Source organism: Kiloniellales bacterium (assembly GCA_030064845.1).
Taxonomy (GTDB): domain Bacteria; phylum Pseudomonadota; class Alphaproteobacteria; order Kiloniellales; family JAKSDN01; genus JASJEC01.
Map to the genome: position 1 here is coordinate 19,291 of JASJEC010000028.1, position 17,006 is coordinate 36,296.

General features: G+C 67.2%; 18 protein-coding genes. 14 read left to right on the forward strand and 4 right to left on the reverse strand.

The window, feature by feature from the left end:
- Positions 1-33: 33 nt before the first annotated feature.
- From QNJ67_12145 to QNJ67_12170, 6 genes are all read left to right on the forward strand, one after another.
- Positions 34-1,566: an acyl-CoA carboxylase subunit beta gene (locus tag QNJ67_12145; GenBank protein MDJ0609718.1), complete on the forward strand. Its 1,533-nt coding sequence runs from the start codon at positions 34-36 to the stop codon at positions 1,564-1,566.
- A gap of 43 nt (positions 1,567-1,609) precedes the next feature.
- The gene (locus tag QNJ67_12150; protein MDJ0609719.1) at positions 1,610-1,915 is read left to right on the forward strand and encodes a hypothetical protein; all 306 of its coding nucleotides are present in this window, start codon (positions 1,610-1,612) and stop codon (positions 1,913-1,915) included.
- Between the two features lie 178 nt (positions 1,916-2,093).
- Positions 2,094-2,504 carry a hypothetical protein gene (locus tag QNJ67_12155; GenBank protein MDJ0609720.1) on the forward strand — a complete coding sequence of 137 codons (411 nt, stop codon included), beginning with the start codon at positions 2,094-2,096 and terminating at the stop codon, positions 2,502-2,504.
- An 87-nt stretch (positions 2,505-2,591) separates the two neighbouring features.
- Positions 2,592-3,146: a ubiquinol-cytochrome c reductase iron-sulfur subunit gene (locus tag QNJ67_12160; protein ID MDJ0609721.1), complete on the forward strand. Its 555-nt coding sequence runs from the start codon at positions 2,592-2,594 to the stop codon at positions 3,144-3,146.
- Positions 3,143-3,589 (forward strand): DUF488 domain-containing protein, encoded by a 447-nt coding sequence (locus QNJ67_12165; GenBank protein MDJ0609722.1) that lies wholly within the window; start codon positions 3,143-3,145, stop codon positions 3,587-3,589. Before QNJ67_12160 ends, QNJ67_12165 begins: the two co-directional genes overlap by 4 nt.
- Before the next feature lie 134 nt (positions 3,590-3,723).
- The gene (locus QNJ67_12170) at positions 3,724-5,721 is read left to right on the forward strand and encodes an acetyl/propionyl/methylcrotonyl-CoA carboxylase subunit alpha (protein ID MDJ0609723.1); all 1,998 of its coding nucleotides are present in this window, start codon (positions 3,724-3,726) and stop codon (positions 5,719-5,721) included.
- A gap of 123 nt (positions 5,722-5,844) precedes the next feature.
- Here the strand turns inward: QNJ67_12170 and QNJ67_12175 are convergent, their stop codons facing one another.
- Both QNJ67_12175 and QNJ67_12180 read right to left on the reverse strand, forming a co-directional pair.
- Entirely contained in the window at positions 5,845-6,327 is a 483-nt protein-coding gene (locus tag QNJ67_12175; GenBank protein MDJ0609724.1) for a hypothetical protein, read from the reverse strand.
- Positions 6,328-6,740: 413 nt separating this feature from the next.
- Positions 6,741-7,241: a DUF4389 domain-containing protein gene (locus QNJ67_12180; protein MDJ0609725.1), complete on the reverse strand. Its 501-nt coding sequence runs from the start codon at positions 7,239-7,241 to the stop codon at positions 6,741-6,743.
- 124 nt (positions 7,242-7,365) lie between these two features.
- Here QNJ67_12180 and QNJ67_12185 point away from each other — a divergent pair, with 124 nt between their 5' ends.
- The 6 genes from QNJ67_12185 (at position 7,366) to QNJ67_12210 (ending at position 12,949) form a co-directional block, all read left to right on the forward strand.
- Positions 7,366-7,827, forward strand: coding sequence for a hypothetical protein (locus QNJ67_12185; protein MDJ0609726.1), 462 nt, complete (start codon positions 7,366-7,368; stop codon positions 7,825-7,827).
- Complete coding sequence (locus QNJ67_12190) at positions 7,824-8,102, forward strand: acylphosphatase (protein MDJ0609727.1); 279 nt, start codon at positions 7,824-7,826, stop codon at positions 8,100-8,102. Before QNJ67_12185 ends, QNJ67_12190 begins: the two co-directional genes overlap by 4 nt.
- 260 nt (positions 8,103-8,362) lie before the next feature.
- The gene (locus QNJ67_12195) at positions 8,363-8,707 is read left to right on the forward strand and encodes a metalloregulator ArsR/SmtB family transcription factor (GenBank protein MDJ0609728.1); all 345 of its coding nucleotides are present in this window, start codon (positions 8,363-8,365) and stop codon (positions 8,705-8,707) included.
- A 17-nt stretch (positions 8,708-8,724) separates the two neighbouring features.
- Positions 8,725-9,216 (forward strand): ArsI/CadI family heavy metal resistance metalloenzyme, encoded by a 492-nt coding sequence (locus QNJ67_12200; protein MDJ0609729.1) that lies wholly within the window; start codon positions 8,725-8,727, stop codon positions 9,214-9,216.
- A gap of 92 nt (positions 9,217-9,308) precedes the next feature.
- Positions 9,309-10,346: a permease gene (locus QNJ67_12205; GenBank protein MDJ0609730.1), complete on the forward strand. Its 1,038-nt coding sequence runs from the start codon at positions 9,309-9,311 to the stop codon at positions 10,344-10,346.
- Positions 10,347-10,744: 398 nt separating this feature from the next.
- Positions 10,745-12,949 carry an AIM24 family protein gene (locus QNJ67_12210; GenBank protein ID MDJ0609731.1) on the forward strand — a complete coding sequence of 735 codons (2,205 nt, stop codon included), beginning with the start codon at positions 10,745-10,747 and terminating at the stop codon, positions 12,947-12,949.
- A 15-nt stretch (positions 12,950-12,964) separates the two neighbouring features.
- Here the strand turns inward: QNJ67_12210 and QNJ67_12215 are convergent, their stop codons facing one another.
- On the reverse strand, positions 12,965-13,432 hold the full coding sequence (locus QNJ67_12215) for a GNAT family N-acetyltransferase (protein ID MDJ0609732.1): 468 nt from the start codon (positions 13,430-13,432) through the stop codon (positions 12,965-12,967).
- 68 nt (positions 13,433-13,500) lie between these two features.
- Here QNJ67_12215 and QNJ67_12220 point away from each other — a divergent pair, with 68 nt between their 5' ends.
- A complete protein-coding gene (locus QNJ67_12220; GenBank protein MDJ0609733.1) occupies positions 13,501-13,746 on the forward strand; it encodes a ParB N-terminal domain-containing protein in 246 nt (81 codons plus the stop codon).
- Between the two features lie 208 nt (positions 13,747-13,954).
- Positions 13,955-15,427 carry a VWA domain-containing protein gene (locus tag QNJ67_12225; protein ID MDJ0609734.1) on the forward strand — a complete coding sequence of 491 codons (1,473 nt, stop codon included), beginning with the start codon at positions 13,955-13,957 and terminating at the stop codon, positions 15,425-15,427.
- A 74-nt stretch (positions 15,428-15,501) separates the two neighbouring features.
- Here QNJ67_12225 and QNJ67_12230 read toward each other — a convergent pair whose 3' ends face one another.
- Positions 15,502-16,881 carry a hypothetical protein gene (locus QNJ67_12230; GenBank protein MDJ0609735.1) on the reverse strand — a complete coding sequence of 460 codons (1,380 nt, stop codon included), beginning with the start codon at positions 16,879-16,881 and terminating at the stop codon, positions 15,502-15,504.
- Positions 16,882-17,006 lie beyond the last annotated feature (125 nt).

Here is a 17,006-nt window from a genome sequence, read left to right on the forward strand (position 1 = left end):
GAGTGGCGTGATCTTCAGGGAAGAGGGCGGGCCATGCAGGACATCATTCGGCGATTGGAGGAGAAGCGCGACGGGGCACGGGCCGGCGGCGGCGAGCGGCGGATTGCGGCGCAGCACCGCAAGGGCAAGCTGGCAGCGCGCGAGCGCCTCGAGATCCTGCTCGACGAGGACTCCTTCGAGGAGTGGGACATGTTCGTCGAGCACCGCTGCACCGACTTCGGCATGGCCGACAACCGGGTGCCGGGCGACGGCGTGGTCACCGGCTTCGGCACAATCAACGGCCGCTTGGTGTTCGTCTTCTCTCAGGACTTCACGGTGTTCGGCGGCTCGCTCTCGGAATCCCACGCCGAGAAGATCTGCAAGATCATGGACCAGGCGGTCCAGGTCGGCGCGCCGGTCATCGGGCTCAACGATTCCGGCGGCGCCCGCATCCAGGAGGGGGTTGCCTCGCTCGCCGGCTACGCCGACGTCTTCCTGCGCAACGTCCTGGCGTCCGGCGTGGTGCCCCAGATCTCGATGGTCATGGGGCCCTGCGCCGGCGGCGCGGTCTACTCGCCGGCCATGACCGACTTCATCTTCATGGTCAAGGACAGCGCCTACATGTTCGTGACCGGCCCCGACGTGGTGAAGACCGTGACCCACGAGACCGTCACCCACGAGGAGCTGGGCGGCGCCGTCACCCATACGACCAAGTCGGGCGTCGCCGACTACGCCTTCGAGAACGACGTCGAGGCGCTGCTCCAGCTCCGGCGCTTCGTCGACTTCCTGCCGGCCTCGAGCCGGGAGGCGCCGCCGACCAGGCCCTGCATCGACCCGATCGACCGGGAGGAGCTGTCGCTCGACACCCTCGTGCCGGCCGATCCAGCCAAGCCCTACGACATGAAGGAGCTGATCCAGAAGGTCGTGGACGAGGGCGACTTCTTCGAGCTCCAGCCGACCCACGCCGGCAACATCGTGATCGGCTTCGCCCGCATGGCCGGCTCGACCGTGGGCATCGTCGCCAACCAGCCGCTGGTCCTGGCCGGCTGCCTCGACATCGCCTCCTCGATCAAGGCGGCGCGCTTCGTGCGCTTCTGCGACTGCTTCAACATCCCGATCCTGACCTTCGTCGACGTCCCGGGCTTCCTGCCGGGCACGGCCCAGGAGTACGGCGGCATCATCAAGCACGGCGCCAAGCTGCTTTTCGCCTATGCCGAGGCGACGGTGCCCAAGGTCACGCTGATCACCCGTAAGGCCTACGGCGGGGCCTACGACGTCATGTCATCGAAGCATATCCGGGGCGACGTCAACTTCGCCTGGCCCTCGGCCGAGATCGCGGTCATGGGCCCCAAGGGCGCGGTCGAGATCATCTTCCGCGCCGATCTCGACGCCAAGGAGAAGATCGAGGCGCGCACCGAGGAGTACCGCCAGAAGTTCGCCAACCCCTTCGTCGCCGCTTCACGGGGCTTCCTCGACGACGTCATCATGCCGCACAGGACCCGCCGGCGCCTTTGCCGCGCGCTCGCCATGCTGCGCGACAAGAAGGCCCAGAACCCGCCCAAGAAGCACGACAACATTCCGCTTTAGGACTATGCGCTCACGTCCGACATGGGTCCGCGGCGCCGCCGCCTTGGCGCTCCTGGCGCTCGGCTCCCTGCAGGCTCCGGCCGAGGCCGACGATCGAGGCTGCTACCTGGACGAGGTCTGGTTTACCTGCACCGACGATCGCGACTGCGTCCTGATCGACGGCTTCTGCGGCGGCGACCACGCCGTCAACCGGGACCACGCCGAGGCCGCCTACGAGCGCTACTTCGGATGCCTGAAGCAGGCCCACTGCCGCTACGTTGCCGGTGAGCCGAAGGCCGCCTGCGACCGCGAGCTCGGGCGCTGCGTGACCGAGCGCGAGGACCGCATCAGGCTTCGCCTGGGGAACTAGGCGGGTTGCGGCGGCGCCTTGGGACCGGCGTCGTCCGCGTTGCCGCTCTGCAGCGCCCGGGGTCCGACGTTGTCAAGGACAACCCGCCGTGCCACTTTGTGGGCGATTTGGTGAGACTTCCTGGAAAGTTGTCGCCCTAAGGGTTCTGGGACACAATTTTTTTGCCGGGGGAGTACGCATGATTCGTCTCGTCCTTTGCCTCTCCGCCGCGATTCTTTTCTTGGCGGGGCGGGCGCATGCGCAGACCGCGTTCGACGGTTCGGTCGATCTCATCTGCTCGCCGAGCGAAGTCTCGGTCTGCGACAACGCGGCGCGCTGCCGCCACGGCCAGGTACGGGACTTCAGCGTGCCGAGATTCATAACGATCAGGTTCTCGTCCGAAGAGATCGAGCAGAAGTACACCGGTGACAAGACCAGGTACGGTGCGCTGGGTCAGGTCGTTGACACCGGAAGAAAGCTCGTCATTCAGACGGTCATCGAGGGTGCCGCCGATACGATCGTCATCAACAAAAAATCGGGGGATTTCCTCGCCTCGGGGATCGAACCCCTCGTCAACTTCTTCTTGGCCGGCTTCTGCAAGCGCTACTGAGAACGCGCCCCTCCATTCCCGATACGCTGCTCTCACAATGCCCTCCAGCAGAGGGCGTGCGCAGGTGAATCTGCTATCCTTTCCACGATGACCGAGCGGCAGGGACATAGCGCGCCAGCGGCAGGGGGCGGAACCGGCCGGTGGCTCTTCGTCCTGGCGGGACTGCTGATCCTGATCGGGCTCGCCTTTGCCGCCTGGGTCCTGATCGACAGCCTCAATCCCTCGGCCGAGATAAGCGGCCCGACCACCCGGGTCGACCTGGCGACGATCCCGCCGGGCGGGCGCGAGACGGTCACCTGGAAGGGCAACATCCCGATCTTCATCCTGCACCGGACTCCCGAGCAGATCGCGGCGGCGCGGGCCGGCGATTCCGCGCCCATGAAGTTCCCGGAAGCGGATCGGGACCGGGTCCAGCGAGCGGAATGGCTCGTCGTCGTGCCCCGGTGCTGGCGCGGCTTTCTGCCCAAGGGCCAGGCGCCCGGTGAGCCGAGGGGGCGCTGGGGCGGCTGGTACTGCCGGCAGCACGGCGACCTCTACGACCTTTCCGGCCGCCTGCGCACCGCATGGGGCGAGGCGAACTTCGCGGTTCCGCCCTACAGCTTCGAAGACGACCGCTGGCTGATCATCGGCGAAGGTCCGTGACCGTCCTGGCGACCATCGGCTACGAGCGCTGCGCTCTGGACGAGGTGATCGCCGCGCTGCGGGCGGCCCGGGTCTCGCTCATCCTCGACATCCGCGAGGCGCCGGTCTCGCGCCGGCCCGGCTTCTCCAAGCGTGCGCTGGCCGCGGCGCTGGCCGAGGCCGGGATCGATTACCTGCACCTGCGCGGGCTGGGCACGCCGAAGGCGGGGCGCGACGCGGCCCGGGCCGGCGAGATAGCGACCTTTCACCGAATCTTCGCCGAACACATGGAGAGCGCAGCGGCGCAGGCCGATCTCGACCGCGCCGCCCGCTACGCCCATCTCGGCGGCGCCTGCCTGCTGTGCTACGAACGCGACCACCGGCGCTGTCACCGGGACGTCGTTGCCGCGACGCTGTCCGAGCAGGGCGGTTTCGAATTGCGCCACCTGGAGGTCGCGCTGTAAGGGGGGGCGCAGGCGTCCGGGCCGGCCTCGCGCTGCGGGGGACGCGGTCCGCTCACCTTGACAATCCTCAGCGCGCGGTCTGTAACCGAAGGGCAATCGAGCAGCCGTGCAAGGCCGCGAGGGGGGAGGGGCCAGTGTTCAAGAAGATCCTGATCGCGAACCGGGGCGAGATCGCCTGCCGGGTCATCAAGACGGCGCGGCGCCTGGGCATCGGGACCGTCGCGGTCTACTCCGAGGCCGACGCCGGCGCGCTCCACGTCGAGATGGCCGACGAGGCCGTCGCCATCGGCCCGGCGCCGGCGGCCGAGAGCTACCTGGTGATCGACAAGATCCTGGCGGCCTGCAAGGAGACCGGCGCCGAGGCGGTGCATCCCGGCTTCGGCTTCCTGTCCGAGAACTCAGGGTTCGTGAAGGCCCTGGACAAGGCCGGGATCGTCTTCATCGGGCCGCCGACCAAGGCGATCGCCGCCATGGGAGACAAGATCGAGTCCAAGCGCCTGGCCGCCGCGGCCGGCGTCTCCACGGTGCCCGGCCACATGGACCTGATCGAGGACGCCGAGCAGGCGGTCGAGATCTCCCGCCAGATCGGCTACCCCGTGATGATCAAGGCCTCGGCCGGCGGCGGCGGCAAGGGCATGCGCATCGCCCACGACGACGAGGAGGCGCGCGAGGGCTTCCGCTCGGCGCGCAACGAGGCCAAGTCGAGCTTCGCCGACGACCGGGTCTTCATCGAGAAGTTCATCGAGGAGCCGCGCCACATCGAGATCCAGGTCCTGGCCGACGCCCACGGCGCCACGCTGCACCTGGGCGAGCGGGAATGCTCGATCCAGCGCCGCCACCAGAAGGTCATCGAGGAGGCGCCCTCGCCCTTCCTCGACGAGGAGACCCGCGCGGCCATGGGCGCCCAGGCGGTCGCGCTGGCCGAGGCGGTCGACTACCGCTCGGCCGGCACGGTCGAGTTCATCGTCGACAAGGACCGCAACTTCTACTTCCTCGAGATGAACACCCGGATCCAGGTCGAGCACCCGGTGACCGAGCTGATCACCGGCCTGGACATCGTCGAGTGGATGATCCGCGTCGCGGCCGGCGAGAAGCTCGGCTTCGCCCAGAAGGACGTCAAGCTGAACGGCTGGGCGGTCGAGGCCCGGGTCTACGCCGAGGACCCGGTGCGCGGCTTCATGCCCTCGATCGGGCGCCTGGTGCGCTATGCCGAGCCCAAGGTGGCGAGCGACGACGACCTGACGGTCCGGATCGACAGCGGCGTGATCGAGGGCTCGGAGATCTCCATGTTCTACGACCCCATGATCGCCAAGCTGGTCGTGCACGGGCCCGACCGCGCGGCGGCGATCGACGGCCTGCTGGCGGCGCTCGACGGCTTCTACATCCGCGGCATCAGCCACAACATCGGATTCCTCTCGGCGATCCTGGCCCACGAGCGCTTCCGCGCCGGGCGGCTGACGACCAACTTCATCGCCGAGGAATACGCCGACGGCTTCGGCGGCCTCACCCTGACCTCCGAGCACGAGGCCTTCCTGGTCGCGCTCGCGGCCGTCGTGCAGCGCATCTCGTCGGCGCGCGAGGCCTCGATCTCCGGACAGATGGTGGACGGCTCCGGCGCGCCGGGCAACGACTGGATGGTGGTCGAGAACCGCCAGTCCCGGCCGGTCTCGGTGACCGAGAGGAAGGGCTCCTACCGCGTGAAGAGCGATCTGGGCCGCTCGCTGATCGAGGTACATTGGCAACCCGGCGAGCCGCTGCTGCATGCCTGGATCGACGGCAAGCCCTTCACGGTCCAGGTCGACCGCCAGGGCAGCTGGTGGCGGCTCAGCCACGGCGGCGCCCAGATCTACGCCCAGGTGCTGACCGCCCGGGTCGCCGAACTGGCCGCGCGCATGCCCAAGAAGGAGCCGCCCGACCTCTCGCGCTTCCTGCTCTCGCCCATGCCGGGCCTTCTGGTCTCCCTCGCGGTCGAGTCCGGCGCCGAGGTCAAGGCCGGCCAGGAGCTCGCCGTGGTCGAGGCCATGAAGATGGAGAACGTCCTGCGCGCCGAGCGCGACGGCACCGTCGCCAAGATCCACGCCGAGCCCGGCGCGAGTTTGGCGGTTGACCAGGTGATCCTGGAGTTCGGGTAGGGGAATCGATAGAGGAGACGGGTAGAGCCGGAATAGTCCTTTCGCCCGATCAACCAGCCTCTAGAGCAGATCGCGATTGAATGGACTCGCCCAGGCCGATCGATTCAATCGCGTGAATCTGCTCTAGCCCGAAGGCTCTGCTTCCTTGACTTCCTTCAGGGCTTTGATGAGTTCCAAGGACAGCTTCGTGCAAGCGCAACAGTCATGGTGGCGCTTGGCGTCTTGAATGCCGTCGAGCGCGGCCGGAGGGGCGTCGCAGGTTCCCTCCATGCTCTTCTCCAATTGTCCGGCCTGCCCGATCGCGACGAGTTCCGCGAGTTTGGGGAGGTCCGGCGAATCGGGCTCGCGGCTTTCCGAATGGCGCTCGAGAAACTGCGCCAGGGTCCAGCTGAACCTTTCGCATTCGCTGCAGTTGTGCCGCGATTGGGCGGCCGTGATGTCCTCGGCGATGAAGTCCCGCAACTTCTTTGCACCCGCCGAGGTGCCAAGCAGATAATGACCCAGCTCGAGAGCGACGATGGGCGGAAGGCCCTCATGCCTCACGACGGCGGCGATTTCGTCCTCTGTCACGTCTGCCAGATCCAGGCAATCCCGCAAGGTCAGCATGGCCTTTGGAGTCCTATGGTGGTTTTCCCTATAAAAAGTGGGGGATTTTCGAAGGGATTCGATGGGGTGTCAACGGACCTTCGCCAAACGTCCAAGGCATGTGCGTGAATGGCGCGCTCTGTCCGCCCTCGGCTGCGGCATGCTAGAGCGGATTCAACGGGCTTGATGGACCGCCCTGGCGATTCCATCAAGCCTGGATCTGCTCTAGCATCGGAAGAACCACTTGCGCCAAAGACAGAACGAAGGTGAAGAGTCCGGTACCACGGTACAATCGGGAGATGCCGAGTCGCGGACGATCACCGCATTGGCGGCTCGCCGCCAGGCTGGCGGTCGACCAGGTGGTTCTGGGGTTTGGGTAGAGCCACTGGCAACAGGCAGCGCGATCTACCTTCACCGGCTCGATAACACCTCGCTTAGCCCGCCGGGTTGTCTTCGTCGGCCTTTTCAGCCTTGGCCTTGGGCGCGGTTTTGGCGGCCGGCTTGCGCGGCTTCTTGGCTGGGGCGGTCTTGGCGGGGGTCCGCTTGGGCGCCTCGGCCTTCGCGGTCGGTGCCGGTGCGGCGGCGGGTGCCGAGGGGCTTGCCGCGGGCGGCGGGGAGGTCTTGGCGGGCGCCGGCGGCGGAGCGCTCGCGGCGGGCGCCGCTGCTTCCGGCCACTCGCCGAAGGGGAAGGGCATCTCCTCGGAATGATAGGTCAGGAAGCCGGTCATCTCACGGAAATAGATCGCCAGGCTCCCGCCGAAGACCTGGAGCCGCGGGTTGGGCTGGCCGGTCAGCAGCTTGAAGAGGAACTGCGCCAGCACCACCGCTGAGGCGACCATCTGCGCGACGCCGAAGATCACCACGAAGAAGATCATGTAGAGCAACCGCATCCAGGTGCCCCGGTCGGAAAGATGGGACTTGGTCTCATCGTCCATGTTCTTGGCCTCCCCCCTATCGTCATCGTGCCGGCCGCTCGCGCCCGGCCCCAGCTTAGCAGATCGCGCGCTTTTGCGCGCGGCAGGCCTTCATCGCCGCGCGCTCTCTTGTTAAGACAAGTCCATGGAACATCTCGACCGCCCGGACGAGCTCACCTGGGACGAGCGACGGCTCTGGTTCGAAGAGCAAGAGGCGGCCCACGCCGAGGGCGGCGCGGGGGCGCTGTCGGAGCAGGCCTGCGCGCTGATGGTCGACCTGCAGGCTGCGTTCTGCGCCGGGGCCTGGGCAGCCACCGTGATCCTGGCCGCGGTCATCGTCGACGCCCAGGGAAAGGTCGCAAAGGGCGGCCCCGAGCGGCCCTCCTTCGAGGAGCGCAAATGGCTGCGCCAGCTCAGGAACGCCCTGGTGCACGAGCCGCCCAGCGGGCCGACCTTCGTCCTGGAGGACCACTGGACCCGGCGCGGCCAGTGGGAGAAGCACGCGCGGCGGGCTGTCGAGGCGGCCCTGGCCGCGCTCTACCGGCGGAGCGAAGGGACAGAAGGCGCCGCGCGGCGGTCGGGCGGGGCGCGGCGGGGCCGGGCATGAGGACCCAGCTGCGCGTGGTCATCGCCGGCCGGGTCCAGGGCGTCTGGTACCGCGCGTGGACCGCCGAGACCGCCGAGATGCTCGGCCTGGACGGCTGGGTGCGCAACCGCCTCGACGGCACGGTGGAGGCCGTCTTCGCCGGGGCGCCGGACAAGGTCGAGGCCATGGCCCGCGCCTGCGAGGGCGGTCCGCCCGCGGCCCGGGTCACCGAGGTCGCCCGCTTCGAGCACGACGAAGAGGTCGCCCCCGGCTTTCGCACCCTGCCGACGCGGTAGGTTCGCTTTCCCTATGTCGTTGCCGGACTTGATCCGGCAATCCAGGAGCCGCCGCCAGACCCCCCTTTTTCATGCTCGGGCTTGAGCCGAGCATCCAGGGTTATCGGTTAGCCCTGGATTGCCGGGTCAAGCCCGGCAATGACAAAAGGGGGGCGGCAGACCAGGCCTTCAGGGCTTTGCCGGAAATCATGTGAGTACTTTATTTCGGTAATTCTAGAAATATGGTTGACTCGCTTTCCGGCTTGGCCTATATCGAGGTCATGGAACTGAACCACGCCGCGCGCAGCCTGGAGAAGCTGGGCAACCCGACCCGCCTGGAGGTCTTCCGCCTCTTGGTGCGGGCCGGCGCCAACGGGCTTCCGGTCGGCGAGATCCAGGAGCACCTGGGCATCCCGGCCTCGACCCTGTCCCACCACCTGTCGCACCTGATCAACGTCGGCTGGGTGGTGCAGGAGCGGGAAGGGCGGGTGCTGCGCTGCCTGCCGAACTTCGACCTGATGGACGACCTGATCGGCTTTCTGACGTCGGAATGCTGCGTGCTTACAGCAGCCCCCGGCGCCGAGGAGGAGCCTCAACCACGGCAGGCCCGGCGGAAGGCCGGCTGAGAGGGAAGGAGAGAGCGATGAAGCGTCTGCACGTCAGCCTCGGGGTCAAGGACCTGGAGGCCTCGATCAAGTTCTACCAGACGCTGTTCGGCGCCGAGCCGACGGTGCGCCGCCCGGGCTACGCCAAGTGGATGCTCGACGATCCCCGCGTGAACTTCGTGCTCGACGAGAAGTGCGGGACGCAAGGGGTCGACCACATGGGCATCCAGGTCGACGAGGCCGCCGAGCTCGAGGAGGTGACCGCGCGCTTGAAGCAGGCCGGCGAGGACATCCTCGAGCTGGAGAAGACCCAGTGCTGCTTCGCCGTCTCCGACAAGTCCTGGGTGACCGATCCCCAGGGCGTCGACTGGGAGACCTTCAAGACCCACGGCCTGACCACCGACTACGGCGACGCCCGCTCGGCCGCGGCGCTGCGCCAGGCCGAGGCCGACGGCGAGTCCATGAGCCATGTCGGGCAGGTCGCCCGGGCCGGGAACGGGGCCGCGAAGGAAAAGAAAGGCTGCTGCTGAGCTGCTGACCGAGAGCGATGCCGCCCGAGGCGGCATTTCTCATGGTCTATAATTCTATCTTTCTAGAAATATAGAGCTTTTGGAGACGTACCATGACAACCATCACCGCCGCGGTCCAGGGTTTGGGGTCGGCGATCAGGGACGTCGACCGGGTCGGGGCCGCCCTGGTTCTGCTGCTTGCTCTGCTCGCGGTCTTTCTGCCGGCCCAGGCCGCCGAGACCTTCGTCTTCACGCTCGACGCCTTTCTCTGGATTCTGCCGTTCCTGGCGGTCTCGGTGCTGCTCGCGGCCTGGCTCAAGGCGGCGGGCGCGGACAAGCTGATCGGCCGCTCGGTCTCCGCGACGCCGGTCCGCGCCGTGCTGGTCGCCTCGGTGTTCGGCGCGCTCTCGCCCTTCTGCTCCTGCGGCGTGGTGCCGCTGGTGGCGGCGCTGCTGACCGCCGGCATGCCGCTGCCGGCCGTGATGGCCTTCTGGATGGCCTCGCCGATCATGGACCCGGAGATGTTCGTCCTCATGGCGGTCGCCATCGATCTGCCCTTCACGATCGCCAAGACGGCCGCGGCCATCGCCATGGGGCTTCTGGCCGGCTTTGCCACGCTTTCGCTCCAGCGCCTCGGCTTCTTCGCCGCGCCGCTCAAGGACGGGGTGAGCTGCTGCGGCGGCTGCGGCTCGCCGGCCGAGCCGGAAGGGCTGCGCTGGGCCTTCTGGCACGAGGCGGGCCGGCGCCGGCTGTTCGCCGCCGAGGGGCGGAGCGTGGCGCTCTTCCTCGCCAAGTGGCTGCTGCTCGCCTTCGCCCTGGAGAGCCTGATGGTCGCCTGGATCCCGGCCGACCTCGTGGCCTCCAGCCTGGGCGGCGAAGGCTGGCAGACCATTCCGCTGGCGGTCGCGGTCGGCGTGCCGGCCTACCTCAACGGCTACGCCGCCATCCCGCTGATCGGCGAGCTCATGGCCATGGGCATGGCGCCCGGCGCGGCGCTCGCCTTCATGGTCGCCGGCGGGGTCACCAGCCTGCCGGCCTCCATGGCGGTCTACGCCCTGGTCAAGCGCCCGGTCTTCCTCTGGTACCTGGCCCTGGCGCTCGGCGGCTCGCTCGCCATCGGCTTCACCTACCAGGCTTTCCTGGCGCTCTAGCAGGCCGCTGAGAAAGTGCCTCGTCGGCACCATCACCCTTCGACAAGCTCAGGGTGAGGGCGAAATATTTCAATTACTTACCCTCATCCTGAGCTTGTCGAAGGATGACCGTGATCAAGGACTGAGGAGTTCTTCAGCAACCTGCTAGAGCAGCTCCGGGTTTGACTGAGTCGCAGTAGACGATTCATCAAACCCGGTAAATCTGCTCTAACCCTGTGATGCAGAGCGGATTCACATGTTTGGATGGAAGCAGGACCTGCTTCCCTCTGAACATGACCGATCTAGGGTTCAACGCCGGGATGAAGTAGACTCGATTTCCGACCGAAGCCGAAATCAAGGGGGGCCTCGCGCCCCCCTTGCGCTTGGCTCGACACAGGGTAGGCGCGAGGGCGAACGACGTGAGCGAGACGACCGAGGCGAGCCGACTTGCGCAGCGTGGATCGCCACCGACGCCGTCCTTCGGTGTTCAGCTTCCCATCCTCTTCGTCGTTTTTCTGTTCTTCGCCGCCGGCGACCTCTTCGCCCTCCATACGATCGAGTTCGGCGAGGGCAAGTACCGTGCCTATCGCGACACCTTTCGCGCCGCGGCGGCGCAGGTCTTTCAGCCCTCCGAGCGGCCGAGCGACACGGCGGCCTCGAGCGAAGCCGGTGAAGCCCCGGCCGTCGCGATCGAGAGTTCCGGCGCGGAAGAAGAGCCGAGACCGGGCGCCGTCGGATGGACCGTCTTCAGCCTGCTCTTTCTTCCGGCCCTTTTGATTAGCCTGCGGCGGCGCGACTGGGCCGCCCTGGGTTTCGGCATGGCGGCCATCTATGGATTGGGTCTGGGACTGGTGAACAAGCAGTTCGGGCTCGGGCAGGCCCAGGCGGTCAATCTCGCTCTGGGCCTCGCCTTGCCGGTCTCCTTCGCCTGGCTGGTCTTTCGCGGCAAGGTCTGGTCACCGGCGCACGGCGCCCTGCTGATCCTGACCTATCCCTTCGTGGCCGCAATCTCGCCGACCACGGGCGGGGTGCTGTGGTCCCAGGTGCTGCCCTTCTTCAGCTTGCATCTGTCCTTCGTGGTGCTGCTGTTATTGGTGCGCACCGTCTGGCTGATCCTCTCCGAGAATCTCTACGTCGTGCGCCAGCTTGGCCTCGAGGAGTTCATCCGCATCGCCGGCCGGACCCTTTGGAAGTGGTCGCCCATCCTCCTGCTCGCGGTACCCTATTTCACGGCGAGCTACATGATCGACCGCGAGACACGGCGGACGGCCTACGGCCAGCGGCTGATGTGCGCGGAGGTCAAGGCGAGCCGGGCGGCCACAGATGAGACGGCCGCCGAGATCGACTGCGCGAGGCTAGAATGGAGAGAGATCGCAAATCGCGATCTGGAGGCCGACACGCTGGCCGCGGTCAGGGCGCACTTCGGGGAAAAGATCGCCGAGTGGCGCGCCCAGATCGACGCGTATCGCGTCAGGTTGAAAAAGGGCGACCCGGAGCAGTTCTCCTACTTCGTCGGGGAGAGCTACGACCGGGTCTTCACCCCGGGGCTGGGGCTGAAGCCGCCGAAGCATGGCGGTTTCTGGTCGTTCGTTACGCAGCCGGCGGCCAAGGCCGCGCAGGACTCGGTCGAGAAAGCCTATGACCGAAAGCACCGCGAGACCCGCAGGAACCTGGTGCGCGAGGCCGACGACATTGAGCCCACACTGGAAGGTCCCCAGAAGGAGGCCCTGAAGGCGCTGGACGATTTCGAGCGGGAAAGCCTCAAGATCCTCGAGGCGGCGCGGGAGGCCACCCTGACCTCGGTTCAAGGCGGCTTCTTCGTCTCGCGGGCCTTCGACCGGCTGACCTTGCTCCTGTTCTGCGTGCTGTGCGTCAGAACGCTGTTCTACGTCTTCGCCCGCGTCGCCTGCGCACGGGAGGCCGGGACTTTCGTCACGCTGGGTGATCCCGAAGGCCGGGCCGAGATGCCGACCGGCACGATCGCGCGCCGTGGCGCCAAGCTCAGCCTGGAGATCGAGCCAGGCGACACCTTCTACATCGCGAGGCGTTTCCAGCCCCACGGCAAGGCGCCCAAGTTCGCCCTGCCTCAGGCCAACGCGGCGCCCTTTCCGAGACTGCGGAACCGCTGCTACACGATGAACGCCTTCACCCGGACTGAAGGGCGGGGACCGGTGCAGTTCACCGCCACGCGGGGTGCAGAATTCGTCGAGTGGCGGCTCGCCGAGCAGGAAACCGTTGTTTTCGAGTACCGCAACTTCGTCGGCATGTCGGATGGCGTGCGCCTATCCGCACTGATCAGCGCGCGGGTGACCTCGCAGATCTTCGGGCGGTTCATCTTTCCCACGGCGACGGGACCTGGAACGCTGATCCTGATGACCGAGGGGGCGCCCTACGTCGGCGCGAGCGAGAGCGAAGCCTTCAGCATGCCGCCGAGCCGGCTCGTCGCCTGGCAGCAGCCGGCGCGCTTCCACATCGATTCCGAGCTGGGGATGCTCGACATCTACTTCAGCGAGGCCTACGTCGAGCCGCAGACTCGTTCCGCGCTGATCATGGACGTCGACCGGCAGGACAGCTTTGGCACCGGCCTGTCCCGTTTCGTCCGCCGCTTCCTTCTGCCGATCTGAAGGTGGCCACAGACTCTAGAGCTGCAGCTTCATGCCCTCGTGGCTGGCGACGAAGCCGAGGGATTCGTAGAAGCGCTGGGCCTCGCCCCGGGTCTTGTCGGTCGTGAGCTGCACCAGGATGCAGCCGCGCCGCCGGGCCTCCTCGATCGCCCACTCGAAAAGCACCCGGCCGAGGCCCTGGCCGCGCCGGCTGGCCGCGATCCGCACGCTCTCGATCTGGGCCCGGAGCGCGCCCCGGCGGCTCAGGCCCGGGATCAGTGTCAGCTGGAAGCAGCCGATGATTTCGTCATTCGAAACAGCGATATAGAGCATGTTATTGGGGTCCCGCTCCATGGCTGCAAAGGCCTCTCGGTAGCAGAGCGCCACGGGCTCCGAGGTGTCCTCCCGGCTGGCGCCCAGCGCGTCGTCGGCCAGGAGGGCGACGACCGCCGGCAGGTCGTCACGCCGGGCGGGCCTGATCTCCGGATCGGCGGCTGGGGTCATGATCGCCCTCCTGTTTGCTCCCCGTCCTGTTTGCTCCCCGTCGCGGGCACTCTACAATGCCGACCGCCATGGAAGACATCCGCATCAGGATCGAGGAGATCTATATCCCAGCCAAGCGCCGGCGCGACGTCGACCCGCAGAAGGTCGACGCGCTGGCAGAGAGCATCCTCGAGAAGGGGCTGGAGACGCCGATCTCCGTGCGCCACGACGGCAAGCGCTACATCCTGGTATCGGGCCTGCACCGCCTCGAGGCCTGCCGGGCGCTGGGCGAGGAAACCATCCTGGCGATCCTCGGTGGCGCCCGCATGCGGTGATAGGGCCGAGGACCCGCAAAGTACTTGGCCCAAAAGAAGGCAATTGTCAGAAAATCTACTCTAGTAATAAAAAATTTATCTTACAATCTGCAATGATATAGTCAGAAGATACTAGCGTATATTTCCTATTTCTTCAGACAATTACGCTACAACTATTGGGTGCTCGATACTTTTGGGCACCGAATTACTTGGGTAGCGGAGTGTCATAATGCGCTGGTCACCAGGGCTTGATTGGAGCGGCTTGAGGTCCGCTTGCCGCCGCTTCACCGCCTGCGAACGCGGCGCCTCGCTGCCTCTCTTGGCCTTCATGACCATCCCGATCGTCGCCATCATCGGCCTTACCATCGACACCGGGCGCGGCTACCTGGTCAAGGCGCGCATGGGCGACGCGCTGGACGCTGCCATGCTGGCCGCCGCGCACGTCAAGGACGATGACAAGATCGACGACGAGATCCGCAAGTACTTCGACGCCAACTTTCCGCCGGGCTACATGGGCGCCACCGTGACCCTGACAGAGGCCCAGGTCGACGACGTCGCCGGCACGATCGACGTCGGCGCGTCCGCCACCATGGGCACCACCTTCATGCGCCTTTTCGGCCAGGATGACGTGCAGATCGGCACGGGCACCCAGGTCACCCGCGAGACCGTCAGCATGGACGTGGTGCTGTCCATGGACATGTCGGGCTCGATGAGCAACTCCGACGGCTCGGGCAGCACGCGCATCGCCGCCGCCCGGACCGCGGCCCTTACCCTGATCGACGTGCTCTATGGCAACAAGGAGTCCTCGGACCTCCTGACCATCGGCCTCGTGCCCTGGAACGGCGCGGTCAACGTCTGGGAGGACGGCACCACCTACCGAAGGAACCAGACCGTCAACGTGTCGATGCCGAGCTTCACGAACCCCATGAACGGCAACACCCAGAACCGGATCTACCAGGTGAACAACACGCCGGTTCCCTTCTTCAACCGCCCGAGGAACTCCTGGAACGGCTGCGTCTACGCCCGCTACACCAACGACCTCGACAACCCCGACGGCATCGCCGACCACCTGCTCGGCCCGCTGACCACGAGCGACGGCACCCCCTGGCCGGCGTGGCAGGCGATCTCGGGTCCCCTCGATCCCGATCTCGACGAGGACGACGGCGGTTGCAGCGGAGCCTGCCTCTATAGCGATTGTCTCGACCACGGCATCACCCGGCTGACCGACAGCCGGATCGACATCGAGGACGCGGTCAACGCCCTGACCAACCCGGACGGCGTGACCAACATCGCCCAGGGTCTGGCCTGGGCCTGGCGCGTCGTCTCGCCGGGCGAGCCCTTCGCCGACGCCGACCCCTTCCCAACGGGCAACCACCAGCGCGCCATCGTGCTGCTGACCGACGGTGAGCAGTACGGCGGCACCAGGGACGGCTACAACAGGTCCTTCGGTGGCGGCTCCGGCGCCGGCGCCAACGGCATGGACGACCGCCTGCTGGCGGTTGCCGAGAGCGTCAAGGCCAGCGGCATCAAGATCTACGTGATCCAGTTCTACTTCAACGACAGCCCGCTGCAGACGCTCCTGAAGCAGGTCGCCTCCAAGCCAAAGGCGCCCTACTACCACTTCGCGCCCGACGGCGACGCCTTGAACGAAGCGTTCGAGGAGATCGCCGACGACCTATCGGCACTCAGGATCTCGCGGTAACGATCGCTCCCGGCATGCGCTAGCCGGCGCACGGCATCGGCCGGGCCGCGGTGGCGGGAGAGACGAGGTTCCAGCTACGGCCCCGCGCTGGCCCGTGCCGCGAAGATCTCCGCGATCGCTCGGGTCCGACTTTGCAAGTCTTCCGGATCCTTGCCGAGCACCAGGAACTCATAGCCGGCGCCGGCTTCGATCCGGCTCGGCGACAGGACGACCGCCCCGGCGGGCGGTCCGTTGGGCCGGAAAAGGTGGGCCTCCATGTCCCGGCAGAAGGCGTCGAAAGGCCACTTCGGGGCGCGGTCCTCACTGCGCTCGATGATTGCCAGCGGGACCCGCGTCCAATCGCCGATTAGCCGGTTGGCGAGGGTCATGGGGATCGAGGTGCCGCCCCAGCGCCCGTTGCACTCCAGCCAGTGGAGCTGCGCCGTTTCCGCGGTCTCTCCAACGAGGACCAGGTCGAGGCTGCACCGGCCGAAGTAGCCCAGTCTCTGAAACAGGAAACCCAGTGCCGCCGCCTCCGTCGCCATGCGCTGCTGCAGACCCGGCCCCAGGCGCGTCGGCGCCGCGCCGCAGAACTCGAAGCGCGTGGGCGTGAGACTCTGGTCGAAGATGCCCTCGACCACGGCCTCGCCGTCCTCGGCGTGCGGGATCCAGAGTTGAACCGAGGGACTCGCCAGCGTGGGAGAGTCCCAGGAGGAGACCAGGAGCGGATAGTCCCCGCGCCACCCGGTCATGCGCAAGGCGGCGTCGAGCTGCCGCTTCTGATCGGCGAGGGAAAGCCGGGCGAGTCTTGTGGTATCGAGGATAACGTTGCCGGTGGAGCTGGCGCTGGACGGAAGTTTCACCACGACGGCGAGGTCGTGCCGCGCGAGCAGCGAGACCTCCTTGAGCACGGCGGCCAGACCGTAGGCGGCGAAGGTCCGCGGCTGCGCACGAGACCCGAGCGCCTCGCTGACGCAGCGGGAGAACCACAGCTTGTCGTTGACCCGCCGAGTCAGACGGGGTGGCGCCGCCGCCACAGTGACGGGAAGCCCGGCGGCGCGGGCGATGCGGCCGGCCAGTTGCCAGGCGCCGCCCGTGCCCATGTAGGGAACGACATTGAGCCCCCCGAAACGCCGCGCCTTCCTGGCGACGCGGCCGACGAACCCCGGATCCCGGGCGCAGCGAAGCGATAGCGACCTGGCCCTGTTGTCCGGGGGCGGCGTAACGACGTCGAATTCGCCGAGGCCGAGCGTGTGGCGGCAGTAGTCTTCGAAGGCCGGGCAGGGGTCGATGCCGACGACCACGGTATCGCCTGCGCCCGCAAGGGCGCAGGCCCGATAGCTGTAGGACTCGTCGCCCTGGGTTTCGTAGAGCGTGATCGCGCTGTGATCCTCCAGGACGAGGCTCGGGTAGGGCGAGAGGCCGGCGCCGACCCGGTGACCGAAGGGCGCCGTGCTCGCGAGCTCGGGTTCCACGCGCTTGATCTTCCGGGCGAGAGCCTCGAGGCGGCCCCGGGCATCCCACTCGAGACAGGTTTCGTAATGGCCAATGACGGGAAGCGTGACGCGGCGCCGGGGTGCCGCCCGGGGTGGAGGGCCGC

Coding starts and splice junctions, on each gene's coding strand:
- QNJ67_12205 (MDJ0609730.1), top strand. CDS start 9,309: ATGACAACCATCACCGCCGCGGTCCAGGGTTTGGGGTCGGCGATCAGG.
- QNJ67_12195 (MDJ0609728.1), top strand. CDS start 8,363: ATGGAACTGAACCACGCCGCGCGCAGCCTGGAGAAGCTGGGCAACCCG.
- QNJ67_12180 (MDJ0609725.1), bottom strand. CDS start 7,241: ATGGACGATGAGACCAAGTCCCATCTTTCCGACCGGGGCACCTGGATG.
- QNJ67_12145 (MDJ0609718.1), top strand. CDS start 34: ATGCAGGACATCATTCGGCGATTGGAGGAGAAGCGCGACGGGGCACGG.
- QNJ67_12190 (MDJ0609727.1), top strand. CDS start 7,824: ATGAGGACCCAGCTGCGCGTGGTCATCGCCGGCCGGGTCCAGGGCGTC.
- QNJ67_12225 (MDJ0609734.1), top strand. CDS start 13,955: ATGCGCTGGTCACCAGGGCTTGATTGGAGCGGCTTGAGGTCCGCTTGC.
- QNJ67_12160 (MDJ0609721.1), top strand. CDS start 2,592: ATGACCGAGCGGCAGGGACATAGCGCGCCAGCGGCAGGGGGCGGAACC.
- QNJ67_12220 (MDJ0609733.1), top strand. CDS start 13,501: ATGGAAGACATCCGCATCAGGATCGAGGAGATCTATATCCCAGCCAAG.
- QNJ67_12200 (MDJ0609729.1), top strand. CDS start 8,725: ATGAAGCGTCTGCACGTCAGCCTCGGGGTCAAGGACCTGGAGGCCTCG.
- QNJ67_12155 (MDJ0609720.1), top strand. CDS start 2,094: ATGATTCGTCTCGTCCTTTGCCTCTCCGCCGCGATTCTTTTCTTGGCG.
- QNJ67_12215 (MDJ0609732.1), bottom strand. CDS start 13,432: ATGACCCCAGCCGCCGATCCGGAGATCAGGCCCGCCCGGCGTGACGAC.
- QNJ67_12185 (MDJ0609726.1), top strand. CDS start 7,366: ATGGAACATCTCGACCGCCCGGACGAGCTCACCTGGGACGAGCGACGG.
- QNJ67_12175 (MDJ0609724.1), bottom strand. CDS start 6,327: ATGCTGACCTTGCGGGATTGCCTGGATCTGGCAGACGTGACAGAGGAC.